The following is an 18,386-nucleotide window of genomic DNA, read 5'->3' on the forward strand; positions in this document are numbered from 1 at the left end:
AGAGGATCGTTTGGGATGTCAACTCCGCGGACCCGCAAGACACGCACCGATGCCGAGCGCAATCGAGATCGCGTCCTGGAGGCGGCTCGCGCGTTGTTCGCCGAGTCCGGCTACGAGGTGCAGATGTCGGAGGTCGCACGTGCGGCGGGCGTCGGCATCGGGACCCTCTACCGCAAGTTCCCGACCCGGGAGGCCCTGATCGAGGCCGTCGCCGAGCACCGGGCCGCCGACATCGTCGCCGCCGCGCGCCGGCTCGCCGACGCCGACGATCCGGCTCAAGGCCTGGCCCGCTTCCTGCACCACATGGGCGAGGTGCTGTCGGACGATCGCGGCATGTCCGAGGTCGTCGAGAAGGCCATGGGTTCGAGCGAGCCGCGAGAAGAGACCCGCGAGGCGCTGCTCGCCGTCGCCGCGGAGCTGATCGACCGGGCACGGGCGCGCGGCGCGGTTGGGCAGGAGGTGACGACCGGAGACGTCAACATGATCATCTGCGGCCTGGCCGCGGTCATCCGCAACGAGGCAGGCGATTGGCGGCGATACGTCGAGGTCGCACTCGGCGGTCTCCGGCCCCTCTGATCGGGCGCGAGTCGCGGAGCCTCCGGGCCTGGGCCGGAGGTGAAGCCTCATGTGGCGGAATCGACTTCCTGCCATGCTGCGCGCCCGCAGACACACGATTCCGTGGTCGTACGGCACAGGCGGCCGCCGGTGGGGCCTCGGGTACGTCGTCGCCGCGCGTCGAAATGCTGTACGCGTTGCGGGCGCCCGTTGCCTAGGGTTCTGCCGTGAGAGATCTCCGCCTGTTGCCCAAGGCTCACCTGCACACCCACCTGGAAAGCACCGTCCGTCCCGCTACGATCCGCGAGCTGGGAGGCGAGCCGCCGGTCCAGGAGCGGCCGTTCACCGATTTCCGGGAGTTCGCCGACCAACGGGCGATGGTGCGCGCGCTGCTGCGCGACTACGGGCATTTCCGTCGCATCGCCGAGGAGTTCTGCCAGGACGAGGCGGCCCAGGGCGTCCGCTACGCGGAGGTCACCTTCACCGCGGCGGCTCACGGCGAGCGTCTCGGCGATCCGGACATGCCGCTGCAGGCAGTGCTGGATGGACTCGCCACCGGCGCGGAGCGGTACGGCATCCAGACGCGGGTGATCCTGGACCACTCCCGCCGTCGTCCCGTCGAGCGGCTGTGGCACAGCCTCGACCTGGCCACGCGGCACCCGGAGGTGATCGCCGTCGGCCTGGCGGGAGACGAGTCCTACCCGGCGGCGCCGTTCGCCGAGGTGTTCCTGGCCGCCCGCGAGGCGGGGCTGCACCTGGTGCACCACGCCGGGGAGACGGCCGGCCCGGCCAGCGTCCGGGAGGTCCTGGCAGTGGGGCACGCGGAGCGGATCGGCCATGGCATCCGCGTGCTGGAAGATCCGGATCTGGTGGCCGAGCTGCGCCGACGCCGCGTGCCGCTGGAGGTCTGCCCCTCCTCCAACGTGCTGCTCGGGCTGGTCCCTTCGCTGGCGGAGCACCCGCTGCCGCGCCTGGTCGACGCCGGTCTGACGGTCACCGTGAACACCGACGGGGAGACGTCGCTGGCGGCGGAGTATCAGCGCGCCAGGGAGATCTTCGGGTGCAGCGACGCCGAACTGGCGAACCTGGCCCGCGCCTCCGTCGAGAGCAGCTTCGCTCCCGCGGCGGTCAAAGCGCGGCTCGGCGCCGAGATCGACCGATGGCTGAGCGGATGAAAGACCGCTCCCCGGCGCCGGCGTGCCCGAGACGAAGCGCGGCCTGGGCCGACTCCCGGGCCGCGTGGGCGGCGGGACGCTAGCCTGGTGCGGATCACGGAAAGGGGACGACCGGAATGGTGCTGGAGGGGACGGCCCGCGCGCTGCTGCGCAGGCTGGCGGCCGAGCAGGCGGAGGCCCGGGTGCCGTCGGTGGTGGCGGCGATCGTGCGGGGTGGTGAGATCGCCTGGTTCGGGGCGCGCGGCAGGGTCGGCGGGGAGCCGCCCACCCGGGACACCCAGTACCGCATCGGGTCCATCACCAAGACGCTCGTGGCGACCGTCGTCATGCGGCTGCGCGACGAGGGCCGGCTCGATCTGCTCGACCCCCTGGACAAGCACGTGCCCGGCACACCGCTCGGCGACGTGACGGTCGCCCAGTTGCTGTCCCACAGCGGCGGGCTGACCGCCGAGTCGCCCGGCCAGTGGTGGGAACGCACCCCGGGGGTGCCGGTGGGCGACCTGGTCGCCGCGCTCGGGCCCGAGTCCGCCCGGCACCGGCCCGGCCGCCGCTACCACTACTCCAACCTCGGCTTCGCCCTGCTCGGCGAGCTGGTCGCCCGCAAGCGGTCGGCGCCGTGGGACGAGGTCGTGCGCGAGGAGGTCCTTGAGCCGCTCGGCATGCGCGACACCACCCCGCGCCCCCGTGCGCCGCACGCCACCGGGTATGCCGTGCACCCGTGGGCCGACGCGCTGCTGCCCGAGCCGGAAAACGACCACGGTGCGATGGCCCCCGCCGGGCAGATGTGGTCCACGGCCGCCGACCTGGCCCGGTGGGCGGCCTTCATCGGCGGCGACACCGGCGAGGTGCTGCGCCCGGCCACGGTCGCCGAGATGCGCGAGCCGGCCGTCGTGGAGGACGGCGACGCCTGGACCCGGGGCTACGGGCTCGGCCTCCAGCTCACCCGGCACATCGGGCCCGGCGGGCCGCGGCGGCTGGCCGGCCACACCGGGTCGATGCCCGGCTTCCTCGCCACCGTCTGGGCCGACCCCGCCGACCGCGTGGCCGTGCTGTGGATGGCCAACACCACCTCGGGCGTGCGCAACCTCGACACCGCCCTGCTGGACATCCTGGCCGAGCACGAGCCGCCGCTGCCGGCCGAGTGGTCGCCCTCCCCGGTGGACGAGGACCTGCTGGCGCTGACCGGGCCGTGGTACTGGGGGCCGACGCCGTACGTGCTGCGGGTCCTGCCGCAGGGGGGCCTGTCGCTGACCCCGGTGAGCGGGCAGGGCCGCGCCTCCCGGTTCGCCGCCCGGGCCGACGGCACCTGGCTGGGACTCGACGGCTACTACGCCGGGGAGACCCTGCGGGTGGTCCGCTCCCCCGGCGGGGTGACCCACCTGGACCTCAACACGTTCATCTTCACGCGTGAGCCGTACGACCCGGCGGCCCCGGTGCCGGGCGGCGTCGACCCGGCCGGCTGGCGGTGACCGGTCAGGTGGTGGACAGCGCGACCGTCGGCGACAGGCGGGCCGCGCGCATCGCCGGGTAGAGACCGGCGAGGGTGCCGATGACGAGCGTGGCGCCGACGGCGCCCGCGAACGCCCAGGCCGGGACCACCGGCGGCCAGCCGCGCGACAGCGCGTAGCCGGCGGTGGCCAGGCCGCCCAGCACGGCGCCCGCGATCCCGCCGAGCGCCGACAGCAGCAGCGACTCGGCGAGGAACTGCAGGCGCACCTGCCCCCGGGTGGCGCCCAGCGAGCGGCGCAGGCCGATCTCCTTGCGCCGCTCGAGCACCGAGATCACCATCGTGTTGGCCACGCCGACCCCGCCGACCAGCAGCGCGACCGCGCCGAGGCCGAGCAGCAGGTTGGTGAACGCGCTCGCGGCCGCCGCCCGGGCCGCGAGCGCGTCGGAGGGCCTGCTGACCGTGACCTCCTCCGGGTTCTCCGGGTTGACCGTGCGCGGCAGCACGGCCCGTACGGCCTCCACCGACTCCTCGGCCGACCGCTCGTAGATGGTCGTCGGGTGGCCGTCGAAGCCCAGATATTTCTCGGCGGCCGGGAACCCGACGAGCGCCGAGCGCTCGATCTCGGGGGCGAGCGGCATCGGGCCGAGGACGCCGACGACGGTGAACCACCGTTCGCCCATCCAGACCTGTACGCCGGTCCTGGAGATGCCGAGCCGTTCGGCGGCCTTGGCGCCCAGCACGACGGCGGGCCGTGACTCGGTGGCGGCGTTCAGCCAGGCGCCCTTGACGACCCGGCCCTCCAGGGTGGTGAGCAGGTCGGCGGTCGCGGCCTGGACGGCGATGCCGCCGGTCACGGCCTTGGGGATGCGGTCGGTGCGCCGGATCGTGGTGTCGACCGTTCCGGTGGCCGAGGCCGTGTGGACCGGCCCGATGCGCCGGACCATGCCGAGCGCCTCGACGGGCAGCTTGGCCTCCTCGCCGAACAGCGTCTGCCCCGGCGCGACGGTGAGCAGGTTGGTGCCGAGCCGGTCGAGCTGGCGCAGCAACTGCTCGCGGGAGGAGGACGAGATGCCCAGCACCGCGATCATGGTGGCGATGCCGATGGCGATGCCGAGCGCGGACAGCACCACCCGCGCGGGGCGGGTGCGCAGCCCGGCCGCGCCGGTCCGCAGGACATCGGACGGCCCGAGCCTGGCGGGGGTCAGCCGCTGACGGGTCATCGTGGTGCTCCCTTCGCCGCCCCCGCCTCCGCTGTCCGGCGATCGGGCGCCGCTTTGGGATTGGCTCCGGGAGGGCGGCGTCCTTCGCCCGGCCCGGCGTCGGCGACGACGTGGCCGTCGCGTACGCGCACCTGCCGCGGGCACCATTCGGCGATCTCGGGGTCGTGGGTGATGACCGCGATCGTGGTGCCGGCGGCGTGCAGGTCGCGCAGAACTCCCAGCACCTCGGCGCCCGCCGCGGAGTCGAGGTTGCCGGTCGGCTCGTCGGCCAGCAGCAGCGGCGGGTCGCCCGCCACGGCGCGGGCCACCGCCACCCGCTGCTGCTCGCCGCCGGACAGCTGGTTGGGGCGGTGGCCCAGGCGGTGGCCGAGGCCCACCCGCTCCAGCGCGGCGGCGGCGCGTTCCCGCCGCACCCGCAGCGGCGTGCCGGTGTACAGCAGGCCGTCGGCGACGTTGTCCAGCGCGCTCACCCCGGGCGCGAGGTGGAACTGCTGGAAGACGAAGCCGAGGTGGCGGGCGCGCAGCGCGGACAGCTCGCGGTCGGAAAGCCCGGCCACGTCGTGCCCGGCGATCCGTACGGTGCCCGTGGTGGGCCGGTCCAGGGTGCCGACGAGGTGCAGCAGGGTCGACTTGCCGGAGCCGGACGGCCCGGCGATGGCGACCAGTTCGCCGCGTTCGACGAGCAGGTCCACTCCGCGCAGGGCCCGGACGCCGCCGCCGTACACCTTGGTCACCTCGCGCAGCTCCACCACGTAGGGCTGCTCGGGCTGCGGGATGCTCATGTGGCCGGCACCCCGACCTTCATGCCCTCGGCGAGCCCGGCGCCGGTGATCTCGACCATGCCGCTGCCGAAGGCGCCGAGCTCGACCGGGACCACGCGGGTGGACGCGCCCTCGACGACCTCGACGCCGAAGCCGCCCTCGCGCAGGGCCAGCAGCGCCTCCACGGGCACGGCCAGCACGTTCTTTCGCCGCTCGCTGACCAGCTCCACCTCGACCGGGGCCTTGTCGAGGCGGGTCTTGGGGGTCTTGCTCAGGGTGATGTCGACGTCGATGGTGCTGCCCTCGTCCTGTCCCTGCCCGGAGGGAACGGCCTCGGCCACCGTGCCGACCGAGGTGATCTTCCCGGTGACCCGCTCGCCGCCGGGCAGTTCCACGGTGACCTTGGCTCCCTTCCTGGCCAGCGACTGGTCGTCGGTGGACAGGTCCACGTGCACCAGCCGCCGTACGCCCGTCACGGTGAGGGCCGGATGCCCGGGGGCGGTCCTGCCGCCGACCTCGACCTTGGCGTCGGTCACCCGGGCGGCGGCGGGCAGGAAGACCACCTGGGAGGCGTCCACCTGCCCGGTCTCGGGCAGCCCCGCGTCGTCCTGCCACTCCTTGACGGCCAGATAGGTGGCGTAGCTGAAGTGGTCGTCCACGGTCAGGTCGTCGCCGTAGCCGAGGACCTTGAGGTTGCGTTCGAGCTGCTCGACGTCCGGGCCGTCGTCGACACCCTGCCGCAGCGGGCGGTACATCGGCAGCGAGCCGTACATGAGGACGACCGGCCTGCGGTCGACCCTGAGCAGCGGGCGGCCGCGCCGGACGACCGTGCCCTCGGCGGGCGCCCAGGTGACCGTGCCGGAGGCGTCGGTGCTCACCTGACGCTCGCCGGAGTAGGTCAGCGACCCCTCCACGGTCTTGGTGTCGATCAGGTCCTGGCGGGTGATCGACGCGGTGGCGGGGACCGGGGGCACGGACGGCTCGGCCGCGCCGGCGCCGTCGCCGCCCGCCACGGCGACGGCGGTCCCCGCGGCGGCCAGGGCGAGGACGCCGGCGCCCGCGATCACCAGGCCCTTCCTCACGGCTTCCTCCCGGGTGCGAACTCCTCGCAGGCCTTCTGCGCCTCTTCCATCGCCTTCTCCTGGCCCGGCTTGATCTTGACCTGGATCCCCTGTCCGGGGGCCGGGTCGGGCATGTCGATGCCGTGCTCGCGCATGCACTGGGCGAACTTGACCATCCGGTCGCGCGCCTCGGGGTCGTCACCGCCGAGCTTGTCGCCGACGGCGTCCTTCATGAAGTGCTGGCAGGCCTGCATGGCCTTCTGCATCGCGGCCTCGTCGCCCTTCTTGCCCATGATGCGGACGCGGCCGTCGGCATCGGGGTCGGGCACGTCCACGCCGTGCTCGCGCATGCACTGGGCGAACTTGAGCTGGGCCTCCTGGCGGTCCACCGTGGCCGACGCGGACGGCCTGGCCGCGGCGCCGCCCGCGGTGCCCGGCGTGGCGCCGCCCGCGCTGGCGATCCCGTCGTCCGCGGGGGCCGCGCCGCAGCCGGCCAGTGCCAGTGCGAGCCCGAATGCCGGGCCCAGGGCACGCAGCGGTCGTAAGCGCATGGGTCGTTCCTCCTCTGTCGCTCCTTCTCGTCCAGGGCGTCGCCCGGGATGGGGCCCAACTCCAGCGGAGGCGGTGCTAAACGCGGATAAGCGAGATCCGCTTATCCGCGGCTAACACCGCCTGCGCCAGTCTCGGAGCCGAGCGGGAGGTTGGGATGCGGGTGCTCGTGGTCGAGGACGAGGAACAGCTGGCCGAGGCCGTCGCCCGGGGGTTGCGGCTGCACGCGATCGCGGTGGACGTGGCCTACGACGGTCAGGAGGCGCTTGAGCTGGCCGCCTACGTCGACTACGACGTGGTCGTGCTCGACCGCGACCTGCCCGAGGTGCACGGCGACGACGTGTGCCGGGAGCTGGTCACGGCCAGTGGCGCGAGCCGCATCCTCATGCTGACGGCGGCCGGGCGGGTGCGGGACCGGGTCGGGGGCCTGTCCCTGGGCGCCGACGACTACCTGGTCAAGCCGTTCGCGTTCGCCGAGCTGGTGGCCCGGATCCGGGCGCTGGCCCGGCGCTCGCCCCGGGCGGTGCCTGCGGTGCTGGAGCGGGCCGGGATCCGGCTCGACCCCGCCCGCCGTACGGTGGTGCGGGACGGGCGGCAGGTGGCGCTGGGCCGTAAGGAGTTCGACGTGCTGCAGGAGCTCATGCGTGCCGGCGGAGGGCTGGTGACCTCGGCCCGGCTGCGCGCGAATGTGTGGGACGAGCACGCCGACGCCGGCACGGGCGTGCTGCGCGTCACGATCACCTCGCTGCGTCGCAAGCTGGGCGAGCCGCCGGTGATCGAGAACGTGCCGGGCCGGGGGTACCGGCTGTGATCCGCGCTCTGTTCCACGCGATGTCCTTCTGGGGCAGGCTGGGCCTGCGGATGCGGCTCACCCTGCTGTACGGCGGGCTGTTCTTCGTGGCGGGGTCGGTGCTGCTGTGGTTCACCCACCTGCTGACCGCACGGGCGCTCAACCAGCGCTTCGTGGTGGCGGTGGCGTCGAAGGTGACCGGCGTCGGCGCTCCCGGGGCCGTCATGGGGACCACGCTGCCCGACAGCGACATGCTCGCGCAGCGGGTGCGCACCAACGTCGAGCAGGGGGCGGCCGACGTGCTGAGCGATGTGCTCAGGTCGTCGGTGGCCGTCATGGTCCTCGTGGGGGCCGTCGCGGTGGTGCTGGGCTACCTGGTGGCCGACCGGGCGCTGCGCCCGCTGGACCGGGTGACCGAGACCGCGCAGCGGCTGTCGGAGAGCACGCTGCACGAGCGGATCGCCCTGCGCGGCCCGCAGGACGAGGTCAAGCGGCTCGCCGACACCTTCGACGCGATGCTCGACCGGCTGCACCGGGTGTTCGACGCCCAGCGCCGGTTCATCGCCAACGCCTCCCACGAGCTGCGCACCCCGCTGGCGGTCAACCGTACGGTCCTGGAGGTGTCGCTGGAGGAGCCGGCGGCGTCGGAGGACCTCAAGGCGCTGGCCCGCGCGCTGCTCGGCACCAACGCGAGGTACGAGCGGCTGATCGAGGGCCTGCTCATGCTGGCGCAGTCGGAGCAGGAGCTGACCGCCCGCAGGCCGGTCGACCTGCGGCAGATCGTCCGTGTGGTGATGGAGCAGATCGACCTGCAGCCGCGCCGCAGGAAGGTGGTCGTCCACGAGGACCTGTGCCCGGCGGTCGCGCACGGCGATCCGCTGTTCCTCGAACGCTGCCTGTTCAACCTGCTGGAGAACGCGATCAAGTACAACGTGCGGGACGGGGAGATCTGGGTGCGGTTGCGGGAGGACGAGGCCGGGGTGAGCGTGACGGTGGAGAACACCGGGCCCCCGGTTCCGCCCTACGAGGTGGACGACCTGTTCGAGCCGTTCCGCCGGCTCGGCGGCGACCGCGTACGCTCCGCACGGGGGGCGGGGCTCGGCCTGTCCATCGTCCGTGCCATCGCCGTGGCGCACGGCGGCGGGGTGGAGGCGCTGGCCCGGCCGGAGGGCGGCCTGTCGGTGACCGTACGCCTGCCCGGGTGAGCCCGGGTTCCGCTGCCGCCGATGATCGCTGGGGCGGCCGTTACCCGGCCCGCCGGGTTTGCTGCCTACTGGCCGGTAAAATCTGAGTTGTTCTAACTTGACCGGTTTGACCTGGTCTATTACCTTTTAGGCAGCTCAGGGCGCACTTGCTCATCTCAATGGTCAAGAAGCCCTCCTCAGACCGACGCGGCCGGCCGATCCCGGCCTGCCGCCCGGCCGCCGAGTCCGCGTCCGCGCGGAGCCGGGGACCCACCTCTCCTGGGGTGAATCGGCATGCCTGCCGTAGGGCGACTTCCAGCCCGAACCCGTCAGCTAACCCGGTAGGCGGCATGGAAGTAAGGGAGTACGCCCCACCATGCACGTCCTCAACACCTGTGTTCGCGCTGCCCTCGCGGGCGGGGCCCTCGCCTCGGCCGTGCTGATCGCGACGCCGGCCGCGCACGCGGACAACCCGGCCAGCGGCAAGGGCCCGGCGGCCGCGCAGTCCATGGCCGAGATCGCCTCCACGCTGCCCAAGGTCAGCGCGGCCGACGTGCTGACCCTGGCCAGGAGCCAGGTCGGGATCAGCGAGAACGCCAACGGCGGCGGAACCAAGTTCCAGCAGTGGTACATGTCCACTCCCCGCGCCCGCGAGACCCTCGCCCGCGACGGAGGAACCCTGAAGGGCTACCTCAACGCCGCCTGGTGCGACATGTTCGTCTCCTGGGTCGGCCACCAGCTCGGCATCGGGCCGGTCATGGGCTCCGACGCCTACACCGTCGAGCACGCCCACTGGTTCGCCGACCACGGCCGCTGGGGCCGCACGCCCAAGCCGGGCGCGGTGGTGTTCTTCAACTGGAACGGCAGCAAGGACATCGACGACATCGTGCACGTCGGCTTCGTCGTCAAGGACAACGGCGACGGCACCATCCGGACCATCGAGGGCAACACGGGCGACGGCGGCGCCGTCGAGGCCCGCGTCCGCCCCACCTGGCAGGTGGTCGGGTACGGCTACCCGATGTACCCCGCGGACGCCTCCGCCTCCGCCACCGCCTCATCCTGACGGACGACGGCTCACCAGCGCGCCGGTGATCCCGGCGCGCTTCGCCGTCCCCGCCGAGAGCGTCCCGGTTCCGAATTGACCTGTATGAGCGCGAGCTGCGAGCCTGACGGCATGCACGCGTTCGACGTCCTCGGCGATCCGGTACGCCGCCGGATCCTGGAACTGCTCGCCGAGGGCGAGCGCTCCGCCGGGGAGATCGGCGCGATCGTGCAGGAGGAGTTCGGGATCTCCCAGCCCGGGGTGTCCCAGCACCTGCGCGTGCTGCGGGAAAGCGGCTTCGCGACGGTGCGGGCGGAAGGCACCCGGCGCCTGTACGCCGTCGACCCGGCGCCGCTCCGCGAGGTCGACACCTGGCTCGACCACTTCCGCCGCTTCTGGAGCCAGCGCCTCGACGCCCTGGGCACCGAACTCGCCCGCGGCAGGCGAGAGCGCCGTCTCCAGGACGACGCCCGTCCGTGAATCGCACACCTGACCCGTGCCGGCACTACCGGGGAGCCGCACCCGGCCTGGGGGCCACGCGCTCGAGCTTGGTCCAGCCCGTCCAGCCTCGCTGCTTCAGCAGCTCGATCAGCCGGCGCGCCGGCGGCACGGTGTCGAACGCCAGCCTGTCCATCGGCGTGACAAGCGGTGACTCGATGTCGATGTCGTCGAGGTAGTCCTCGCCCCGTTCGTCGGCCATGCGCGTGATGTAGGCGGCCAGCTTGTCGGCCAGCTCGACCAGTCGCGGGTCGTCGTCGGCTCGGTCGAGAGCCTGGCTGAGGGAGCGGTAGAAGTCCACGAGCCGCGGGTCGTCGAGCTGCTCCCGCTTGCGCGCCATCCACTCGGGGACTCGCGTGGGCGAGTGCGCGGCCAGCGGGATCCAGCCGTCGCGCTCGGCCTGGACGATCCGCTCGTCGACCCCGAGCGCCCGCAACCGGCCGAGGTATTCGACCACCTCCGGCGGGAGCGCCAGGCTGTCCCCCGAGGCGAGCCGGGCGATCCGCTCGCGATGCCGCTGCCGCTCCCGGATCTCCGCCCGCAGCCGCCTGTCGATGTCCGCGACCGCAGCGGCGAACTCCTCCTCGCCGGCCCGCAGCAGCTCCCGCACCCGCGCCAGCGGGACCCCGGCCTCGGCGAGGGTCCGGATCTTGATCAGCTCGACCACCGCGCCGCCGTCGTATCTGCGGTAGCCGGAGTGGTCCCGCTCCGGCTCCGGCAGCAGTCCCCTGGCGTGGTAGTGCCGCACCGCGCGCACCGTCACTCCGGCGTACGACGCCAGCTCACCGATGGTCAGCATCCGACCAGTCTCCCGGAGTCGCACCGCGGATGATCCGGGCGATTTCCGGGGCATGGGTGAAGACCAGCTGGTGGTCGGCGTCGAGCCAGGACGTGGCGATGTGCGGGTGCTCGCGGGTAAGCCGCTCGACGCCGGCACGCCAGATCCGGTTGAACCGCGGCGCGTGTCCTGCGCCGCGGTCGCCGGCCATCGAGGCCGACATGATCATGCTGATAGGCCGGTCGATCTTCCTGTACCGGCCGAGGATGTCGGCCCGGACCGCATCGATCTCGAGGTTCAGGTCGAGGATTTCCTGCGGGGTGAGCACGACCTGACGCGCGGTGCCCCGCACGGCCTCCTGCCGCGCCGCCAGGTCCTCCCACATGGCGCGGAACTCCGGCAGGACGGCCTCGGTGATGAACGGTTCCGGCACCGGGTTCGCCCCGTCGATGAGGACAAGTCCGGCCACGGTGCCGGGATGCTCGGAGGCATAGTGCACGGCCAGATCCGCGCCCAGCGAGTAGCCCACCAGCACGGGCGCCGCGGGCAGGCCGAGGCGTCCCAGCTCCGTCATCACGGCGACGAGATCGCCGAGGAAGTCCTCGAAGGAGTAACGGTCGGCGACCGAGGCGAGGCCGTGGCCCCGCAGGTCGAAGGTCACCACGTCGTGGTCGCGCCGCAGCAGCCCGGCCAGCTCGTGCAGGCCGGCCTGTGTCGAGTTCAGCCCAGGGCACAGGACCAGCGGTCGCCCCCGGCCGCCGCGAGACACCGGGATCGTGACGCCGTCGTGTTTGATCGTGAAGTGCCGCATCGCCTCGTCGCCTCTTTCGGCCCGCTCTCCGTCATCGTCGTGCTCGCCGTACGGCCCGCGCGGTCCGGCGGCCTCTGTTTCCGTGGTCATGCCACCATGCTGAGAGGTTGACCCGGCGTCAGGGTCAAGTGGCGCGGCGACAGGACGTCCGCACCCGCGCGGCGGCCCGTGCCCCGAGCGGCCCCGGCGGCGTAGCCGCTCATCCGAAGCGGCTGCCCCGACGATCCGTTGCGTGACCCGGCCTGACGAACGGCCCGGTGTGAGCGGCTTCACCGCTCAGAAATCCTCCGCCACGTCGTCAGTTCTGGTAGCCCCTCGCCACTCGCGGAAGGATTGACGACCATGACCGACGCCAGACTGCCAGGCCACGACGAGGCCCCGTTCATCGCGGCGGCCCGCTCGAATGACGCAGCACAGTTCGCGCTCATCACGGAGCGCTACCGGCGTGAGCTGCAGGTGCACTGCTACCGGATGCTCGCGAACTACGAGGACGCCCAGGACATGACGCAGGAGACGTTCCTGCGGGCGTGGGACAAGCGGGAGTCGTTCAAGGGGCACGCTGCGCTGCGGACCTGGCTGTACCGGATCGCGACGAACGCCTGCCTCGACTTTCTGGAGAAGCGCAACGAGCGCACACCCGTGCCTGCCGAACTGCCGGGCGCGGGCTCGGAAGTGCGCTACCTGCAGCCTTATCCGGACCGGATGCTCCCGGAGGACCCGCAGGAATCGGTGGTGGCGCGGGAGACGATCGAGCTGGCGTTCATCGTCGCCGTCCAGCACCTGCCGCCGCGGCAGCGGGCGGTGTTCATCGTGCGCGACGTCCTCGGCTGGCCGGCGTCCAAGGCCGCCAACGCCCTCGAGCTGACCGTCGCATCGGTGACCAGCGCGCTGCAGCGGGCGCGCGTGACGATGCGCGAGCAGCTGCCCGACCGCCGCCTCGACTGGCGGAGCCCTGCCACGCACGAACTGTCGGATGACGAGCGCGGCGTGGTGAAGTCGTATATGGACGCCCATGAGCGCAACGACCTCAACGGGCTGACGGCCCTGCTGCGCGACGACCTGCGCTTCGCGATGCTGCCCGAGCCGGGCACCTTGACCGTCACGGCCAAGGACGCGGTGGACGGCTGGGTCTCCGGCGGGCTCTTCCAGCGCGGCCACGACGACTGGCGCTGCACCGCCACCACGGTCAACCGCATGCCTGCCGCTGCGCTGTACCTCCGCACCCCCGACGACCCGGAATACCGTTTGTTCACCATCGCGGTCCTGCACATCGTCGACGGCAAGATCGCCGAACTCACCGGATTCGACGCCGCCGACAAACCATGGCTGACCCTGCCCGCGACGCTGTGATCGGACAAGTCGCCATCGTCGACGAGTCCAGCGCACGGCCGGCGTCACCGTCGTCCTCATCTTCAGCCAGCGGTCGACAGCTCACTCGGAACGCAAGGAAGGGCCGGGAAAAGGTTCCCTCATCCCCGAGGGTCACGGTGAGCACGCCAGGAAGGATTTCGACGTGGCCTCATGGGCCGGGTATCCGGCCCGTGCTCATCGCCTCGTCTCGTATCGGGTCAGCACCACGCCACCGGGAAATGTCCGCGTCTCGACCAGGTTCAGGTTCACCCAGCTGTCCAGCGCGGTGAAGAACGGCGTGCCGCCGCCCACCAGGACCGGCACGGTGACCAGCGCGTACTCGTCGATCAGCCCGGCCCGCATGGCCGCCCCGGCGAGCGTCGCGCCGCCGATGTCCATCGGGCCGCCGTCCTCGGCCTTGAGCCGGGTGATCTCGGCGACCGCGTCGCCGGCGACCAGGCGGGTGTTCCAGTCGACCTTGTCGATCGTCGATGAGAACACCACCTTCGGCATGTCCCGCCAGAGGCGCGCGAACTCGATCTCCGCCGGGGTGGCGTTGGGCTGCTGGTCGCCGGTCGGCCAGTGGGAGCTCATCGTTTCCCACAGCTTGCGCCCGTACAGCGACAGATCGCTCGCCCGCATCTGGTCGTACCACCACTGGAACAGCTCGGCGCTCGGCGATGAGTCCGGTCCCTCCCCTCCACCCCAGCCGATGTCGTCGCCGGTCGCGGCGATGTAGCCGTCCAGGGTCACGTTCATGCCGAAAATCAGTTTCCGCATCGTGCCAGCCTCCCGTGAGTCGATCTCACACGTACAGACGGGCGGGGCGCGGAAACCTAATCGGTGCGCGATCTGCGCTGTCGGCGACCAGGTGGACGCCCGCGACGTGACCGGCGTCACTTCACGCACACAGAGCCGGGAACTCGTGCTCGCGGCCGGCGGCGCGACGCCGGCCGCGAGCCCGAGGTGTCGCGGGCCGGCGGTCGCGGACGGCCTTGGTCAGGCGCCGACGTAGGCCGCGAGGTGCTCGCCGGTGAGGGTGGAGCGGGCGGCGACGAGGTCGGCCGGCGTGCCCTCGAAGACGATCCGGCCGCCGTCGTGACCCGCGCCGGGACCCAGATCGATGATCCAGTCGGCGTGCGCCATGACCGCCTGGTGGTGCTCGATCACGATGACGGACTTGCCGGAGTCGACCAGCCGGTCCAGCAGCCCGAGCAGTTGCTCGACGTCGGCGAGGTGAAGGCCGGCGGTCGGCTCGTCGAGGACGTAGACGCCGCCCTTGTCGGCCATGTGGGTGGCCAGCTTGAGCCGCTGCCGCTCGCCGCCGGACAGCGTGGTGAGCGGCTGGCCGAGGGTGAGGTAGCCGAGCCCGACGTCGGCGAGCCGGTCGAGGATGGCGCGCGCGGCGGGCGTGCGCGCCTCGCCGGAGCCGAAGAACTCCTGGGCCTCGGCCACCGGCATCGCGAGCACCTCGCTGATGTCGCGCCCGCCGAGCTTGTGCTCCAGCACCGCTGCCTGGAACCGCTTCCCCTCGCACTCCTCGCAGGTGGTCGAGACCCCCGCCATCATCGCCAGGTCGGTGTAGATGACCCCGGCGCCGTTGCAGGTGGGGCAGGCACCCTCGGAGTTGGCGCTGAACAGCGCCGGCTTCACGCCGTTGGCCTTCGCGAACGCCTTGCGGATCGGGTCGAGCAGTCCGGTGTAGGTCGCCGGGTTGCTCCGCCGCGAGCCGCGGATCCCGCCCTGGTCGACCGACACCACGCCCGCGCCGGCGGGGACCGACCCGTGGATGAGCGAGCTCTTGCCCGACCCGGCGACTCCGGTGACGACGACGAGCACCCCGAGCGGGATGTCGACGTCGACGTCGCGCAGGTTGTTCGCCCTGGCGCCGCGGATCTCCAGCGTGCCGGTGGGCTTGCGCACCGTCTCCTTGAGGGCGGCCCTGTCGTCGAAATGGCGGCCGGTGATGGTGCCGCTGGCCCGCAGCCCCTCGACGGTGCCCTCGAAGCAGACCGTGCCGCCCGCGGTGCCGGCGCCGGGGCCGAGGTCGACGACGTGGTCGGCGATCGCGATCATCTCCGGCTTGTGCTCGACGACCAGCACCGTGTTGCCCTTGTCCCGCAGCCGGAGCAGCAGATCGTTCATTCGCTGGATGTCGTGAGGGTGCAGGCCCGTCGTGGGCTCGTCGAAGACGTAGGTGACGTCGGTCAGCGAGGAGCCGAGGTGGCGGATCATCTTGACGCGCTGCGCCTCGCCGCCCGACAGCGTGCCCGACGCCCGGTCGAGCGACAGGTAGCCCAGCCCGATCTCCACGAACGAGTCGAGGAGCTGCTGCAGCGTGGTGAGCAGCGGCGCGACCGACGGCTCGTCGAGGCCGCGGACCCAGTCGGCGAGGTCGCTGATCTGCATGGCGCAGGCGTCGGCGATGCTGATCCCCTTGATCTTCGACGAACGGGCGGCCTCGCTGAGCCGGGTGCCGCCGCACTCGGGGCAGGTGGTGAACTTCACCGCCCGCTCCACGAAAGCCCGGACGTGCGGCTGCAACGCCTCCTTGTCCTTGGACAGCATCGACTTCTGGATACGCGGGATCAGACCCTCGTAGGTGAGGTTGATGTTGTCGACCTTGATCTTGGTCGGCTCCTTGTGGAGCAGGTCGTGGAGTTCGGTCTTCGTGAAGTCGCGGATCGGCTTGTCCGGGTCGAAGAAACCGCAACCGCTGAAGATGCGGCCGTACCAGCCGTCGACGCTGTAGCCGGGGATCGTGAGCGCGCCCTCGTTGAGCGACTTGGAGTCGTCGTACAGCTGGGACAGGTCGATGTCGGAGGTCCGGCCCAGGCCTTCACAGCGCGGGCACATGCCGCCGGTGATGCTGAACTCGCGCCGCTCCTTCACGGTCGTGCCGCCGCGCTCGAACTTGACCGCGCCCGCCCCGCTGACCGAGGCGACGTTGAAGGAGAACGCCTGGGGCGAGCCGATGTGCGGCCGGCCGAGCCGGCTGAACAGGATGCGCAGCATCGCGTTGGCGTCGGTGACGGTGCCGACCGTGGAGCGGGGGTTGGGTCCCATCCGCTCCTGGTCGACGACGATCGCGGTCGTCAGACCGTCGAGCACGTCGACCTCGGGGCGGGACAGCGTCGGCATGAAACCCTGCACGAACGCCGAGTAGGTCTCGTTGATCAGCCGCTGCGATTCGGCGGCGATCGTGGCGAACACCAGCGAGCTCTTGCCCGAGCCGGAGACACCGGTGAACACCGTGAGCCGGCGCTTCGGGATCTCGATGCTGACGTCCTTGAGGTTGTTCTCGCGCGCGCCGTAGACGCGAATCAGGTCGTGGGTGTCGGCAACGTGCAGCGCAGGAGACTGCGCGTCCGTCCTCGTGGCCATGCTTATCGTGCTCTCCAAAGCGTTCGGGCGGGGCCGCCTGCGCGGCCTCCGTCGGCGTCACCAGGCTCGATCTAACCAGTTTCGAGCGGTACACCTGGTTTCGTGCGCCGGCGCGTGGACGCGACACCAGCCGTACGGCGTGGCCGGCTCAGCGCACCTGGTTGATCCGGATCATGTTGCCGGCGGGATCACGGAAGGCGCAGTCGCGAACCCCGTACGGCTGCTCGATCGGCTCCTGCACGACCTCGGCGCCGTGGGCCTCCAGCCGCTCGAAGAGGCCGTCGAGGTCGTCGGCGGCCAGGGTGATCATGGCGAAGGTGCCCTTGGCCATCATCTCGGCGATGGTGCGGCGCTCGTCTTCGGTGATGCCGGGGTTGCCGTCAGGCGGGTACAGAACGATGGACGTGCCGGGCTCGCCGACGGGGCCGACCGTGATCCAGCGCATCCCGGCGTAACCGACGTCGCCCCGGACCTCGAAACCGAGGACGTCGCGGTAGAAGGCCAGGGCCACGTCCGGGTCGTCGTGCGGGAGGAAGGCCGAGTGAATGGAGACGCGCATGTCAGTCACGCTAGCTGCGGCTGGTGACCCGCGCTTCTCGATTCCTGACAGGCCTGGTCACCTGTTTCGCCACACACGGCGGCATCCCGGCCGTCGCGCTCGCCGCCTCACGCCGGTAGGTGCTGGGCGGCACACCGACCAGCTCGGTGAAGCGGGTGCTGAAGGTGCCCAGCGACGAGCAGCCGACCGCGAAACAGACCTCCGTGACGCTCATGTCGCCGCGACGCAGCAGCGCCATCGCCCGCTCGATCCGCCGCGTCATCAGGTAGCTGTACGGCGACTCCCCGTAGGCGAGCCGGAACTGGCGGCTGAGGTGCCCGGCGGACATGTTCACCCCGCGGGCGAGCGCCTCGACGTCCAGGGGCTGGGCGTACTCCCGGTCGATCCGGTCGCGGACGCGGCGCAGCAGCGCGAGATCGCGCAGGTGCTGTTCTGAGACGGGTCGGCTGCTCACGCGAGAAGCCTACGTCGCGCCACCGACTGTCCGGCCTGCCGGACACCCCACACCGGCCGTCTGACCTGCGGCGGATCACCACGACGCCGCTCAGCCCCCCGCCCTGCGGTAGCCGTCCAGAAAGGCCCGTACGCCCGCGGTCACCATGTCCGTGATCTGCTCGCCGGTGAACGGCCCCTCGGCGGACCGGGTGGAGGCCTCGAACGTCGCCAGAGCGATGAAGTGCAGCGCCGCGCGCTGCGGGTCGGCGATCCGGAGCAGCCCCTCGGAGGCCAGCTCCCCCAGCCGGCGGACGACCTCGCCCCGTACGCGCAGCGGCCCGGCCTCCTGCCACTCCTCCAGCAGATGGCCGGGGAAGTGCGGACCCTCCACGTTGATCATCTGGACGAGCGCGAAGTGCTCGGGAAAGTCGACGCGATGGGCGACCAGCGCGCGCCCGACGGCGACGAGCCGCTCCTCCGGACCGGTGGCCTCGCGCAGCCCGCGCTCGACGTAGTCCGCGAAGGCGTCCGCCACCCGGGTCGCGCTCTCGGCGAGCACCACCGAGAACAGCCGCTCCTTACTGCCGAAATGCTTGTAGAGCGTGCGGGTCGAGACGCCCGCCTCGCGGGCGATGGCGTCGGTGGTGGTGCGGGCGTACCCGTCGCGGCCGAAGACGGCGCGGGCGGCCCGGGTGATGGCCTCGTCCTTGGCCGGCCGTCCCCGCCTCGGGCCCTCCGGCCGATCTGACCCGTCCACGTGTCCTCCATCCGGGTTACGCTAATT

At 72.0% G+C, this 18,386-nt stretch carries 19 protein-coding genes and 1 riboswitch; of the genes, 8 read left to right on the top strand and 11 right to left on the bottom strand.

What is annotated here, in order from left to right; genetic code table 11:
- The first annotated feature begins 15 nt into the window (after positions 1-15).
- The 3 genes from ABZ860_RS31020 (at position 16) to ABZ860_RS31030 (ending at position 3,199) form a co-directional block, all read left to right on the top strand.
- A complete protein-coding gene (locus ABZ860_RS31020) occupies positions 16-576 on the top strand; it encodes a helix-turn-helix domain-containing protein (protein WP_357226759.1) in 561 nt (186 codons plus the stop codon).
- 206 nt (positions 577-782) lie between these two features.
- Positions 783-1,730, top strand: coding sequence for an adenosine deaminase (gene add / locus ABZ860_RS31025; RefSeq protein WP_357226762.1), 948 nt, complete (start codon positions 783-785; stop codon positions 1,728-1,730).
- A gap of 116 nt (positions 1,731-1,846) precedes the next feature.
- Positions 1,847-3,199, top strand: a complete 1,353-nt coding sequence (locus tag ABZ860_RS31030) for a serine hydrolase domain-containing protein (protein WP_357226764.1) — start codon at positions 1,847-1,849, stop codon at positions 3,197-3,199.
- A 4-nt stretch (positions 3,200-3,203) separates the two neighbouring features.
- Here ABZ860_RS31030 and ABZ860_RS31035 read toward each other — a convergent pair whose 3' ends face one another.
- The 4 genes from ABZ860_RS31035 to ABZ860_RS31050 are packed head-to-tail and all read right to left on the bottom strand — an operon-like array spanning position 3,204 to position 6,773.
- Positions 3,204-4,400, bottom strand: coding sequence for an ABC transporter permease (locus ABZ860_RS31035; RefSeq protein ID WP_357226766.1), 1,197 nt, complete (start codon positions 4,398-4,400; stop codon positions 3,204-3,206).
- Complete coding sequence (locus ABZ860_RS31040; RefSeq protein ID WP_357226767.1) at positions 4,397-5,182, bottom strand: ABC transporter ATP-binding protein; 786 nt, start codon at positions 5,180-5,182, stop codon at positions 4,397-4,399. Before ABZ860_RS31040 ends, ABZ860_RS31035 begins: the two co-directional genes overlap by 4 nt.
- On the bottom strand, positions 5,179-6,243 hold the full coding sequence (locus ABZ860_RS31045; protein ID WP_357226769.1) for a peptidoglycan-binding protein: 1,065 nt from the start codon (positions 6,241-6,243) through the stop codon (positions 5,179-5,181). Before ABZ860_RS31045 ends, ABZ860_RS31040 begins: the two co-directional genes overlap by 4 nt.
- The gene (locus ABZ860_RS31050) at positions 6,240-6,773 is read right to left on the bottom strand and encodes a hypothetical protein (protein ID WP_357226771.1); all 534 of its coding nucleotides are present in this window, start codon (positions 6,771-6,773) and stop codon (positions 6,240-6,242) included. The genes ABZ860_RS31045 and ABZ860_RS31050 overlap by 4 nt, the downstream gene beginning before the upstream one ends.
- 155 nt (positions 6,774-6,928) lie before the next feature.
- Here ABZ860_RS31050 and ABZ860_RS31055 point away from each other — a divergent pair, with 155 nt between their 5' ends.
- The 4 genes from ABZ860_RS31055 to ABZ860_RS31070 all read left to right on the top strand — a co-directional run bounded on the left by ABZ860_RS31055 (position 6,929) and on the right by ABZ860_RS31070 (position 10,267).
- On the top strand, positions 6,929-7,582 hold the full coding sequence (locus ABZ860_RS31055) for a response regulator transcription factor (RefSeq protein WP_357226772.1): 654 nt from the start codon (positions 6,929-6,931) through the stop codon (positions 7,580-7,582).
- The gene (locus ABZ860_RS31060) at positions 7,579-8,766 is read left to right on the top strand and encodes a HAMP domain-containing sensor histidine kinase (RefSeq protein WP_357226774.1); all 1,188 of its coding nucleotides are present in this window, start codon (positions 7,579-7,581) and stop codon (positions 8,764-8,766) included. The genes ABZ860_RS31055 and ABZ860_RS31060 overlap by 4 nt, the downstream gene beginning before the upstream one ends.
- A 207-nt stretch (positions 8,767-8,973) precedes the next feature.
- A riboswitch (cyclic di-AMP (ydaO/yuaA leader) is annotated at positions 8,974-9,107 on the top strand.
- A 14-nt stretch (positions 9,108-9,121) separates the two neighbouring features.
- Positions 9,122-9,808 (top strand): CHAP domain-containing protein, encoded by a 687-nt coding sequence (locus ABZ860_RS31065; protein WP_357226775.1) that lies wholly within the window; start codon positions 9,122-9,124, stop codon positions 9,806-9,808.
- Positions 9,809-9,919: 111 nt separating this feature from the next.
- The gene (locus tag ABZ860_RS31070; RefSeq protein ID WP_357226777.1) at positions 9,920-10,267 is read left to right on the top strand and encodes a metalloregulator ArsR/SmtB family transcription factor; all 348 of its coding nucleotides are present in this window, start codon (positions 9,920-9,922) and stop codon (positions 10,265-10,267) included.
- Positions 10,268-10,292: 25 nt separating this feature from the next.
- Here the strand turns inward: ABZ860_RS31070 and ABZ860_RS31075 are convergent, their stop codons facing one another.
- Both ABZ860_RS31075 and ABZ860_RS31080 read right to left on the bottom strand, forming a co-directional pair.
- On the bottom strand, positions 10,293-11,084 hold the full coding sequence (locus ABZ860_RS31075) for a MerR family transcriptional regulator (RefSeq protein WP_357226779.1): 792 nt from the start codon (positions 11,082-11,084) through the stop codon (positions 10,293-10,295).
- Positions 11,068-11,964: an alpha/beta hydrolase gene (locus tag ABZ860_RS31080; RefSeq protein ID WP_357226780.1), complete on the bottom strand. Its 897-nt coding sequence runs from the start codon at positions 11,962-11,964 to the stop codon at positions 11,068-11,070. Before ABZ860_RS31080 ends, ABZ860_RS31075 begins: the two co-directional genes overlap by 17 nt.
- Positions 11,965-12,216: 252 nt before the next feature.
- On the opposite strand from ABZ860_RS31080, the gene ABZ860_RS31085 reads away from it, so the two are divergent.
- Positions 12,217-13,224 (top strand): RNA polymerase subunit sigma-70, encoded by a 1,008-nt coding sequence (locus tag ABZ860_RS31085; protein ID WP_357226782.1) that lies wholly within the window; start codon positions 12,217-12,219, stop codon positions 13,222-13,224.
- 195 nt (positions 13,225-13,419) lie between these two features.
- On the opposite strand, the gene ABZ860_RS31090 is transcribed toward ABZ860_RS31085, so the two are convergent.
- The 5 genes from ABZ860_RS31090 to ABZ860_RS31110 all read right to left on the bottom strand — a co-directional run bounded on the left by ABZ860_RS31090 (position 13,420) and on the right by ABZ860_RS31110 (position 18,359).
- Positions 13,420-14,004 (bottom strand): dihydrofolate reductase family protein, encoded by a 585-nt coding sequence (locus ABZ860_RS31090; protein WP_357226783.1) that lies wholly within the window; start codon positions 14,002-14,004, stop codon positions 13,420-13,422.
- Between the two features lie 219 nt (positions 14,005-14,223).
- The gene (locus tag ABZ860_RS31095; RefSeq protein WP_357226785.1) at positions 14,224-16,608 is read right to left on the bottom strand and encodes an excinuclease ABC subunit UvrA; all 2,385 of its coding nucleotides are present in this window, start codon (positions 16,606-16,608) and stop codon (positions 14,224-14,226) included.
- A gap of 148 nt (positions 16,609-16,756) precedes the next feature.
- Positions 16,757-17,167, bottom strand: coding sequence for a VOC family protein (locus ABZ860_RS31100; RefSeq protein ID WP_357226787.1), 411 nt, complete (start codon positions 17,165-17,167; stop codon positions 16,757-16,759).
- Between the two features lie 10 nt (positions 17,168-17,177).
- Entirely contained in the window at positions 17,178-17,621 is a 444-nt protein-coding gene (locus tag ABZ860_RS31105; protein WP_357226789.1) for a helix-turn-helix transcriptional regulator, read from the bottom strand.
- A gap of 90 nt (positions 17,622-17,711) precedes the next feature.
- On the bottom strand, positions 17,712-18,359 hold the full coding sequence (locus ABZ860_RS31110; RefSeq protein WP_357226791.1) for a TetR/AcrR family transcriptional regulator: 648 nt from the start codon (positions 18,357-18,359) through the stop codon (positions 17,712-17,714).
- Positions 18,360-18,386: the final 27 nt, after the last annotated feature.

Source organism: Microbispora sp. NPDC046973, assembly GCF_040644495.1.
In the GTDB taxonomy this organism is placed as follows: domain Bacteria; phylum Actinomycetota; class Actinomycetes; order Streptosporangiales; family Streptosporangiaceae; genus Microbispora.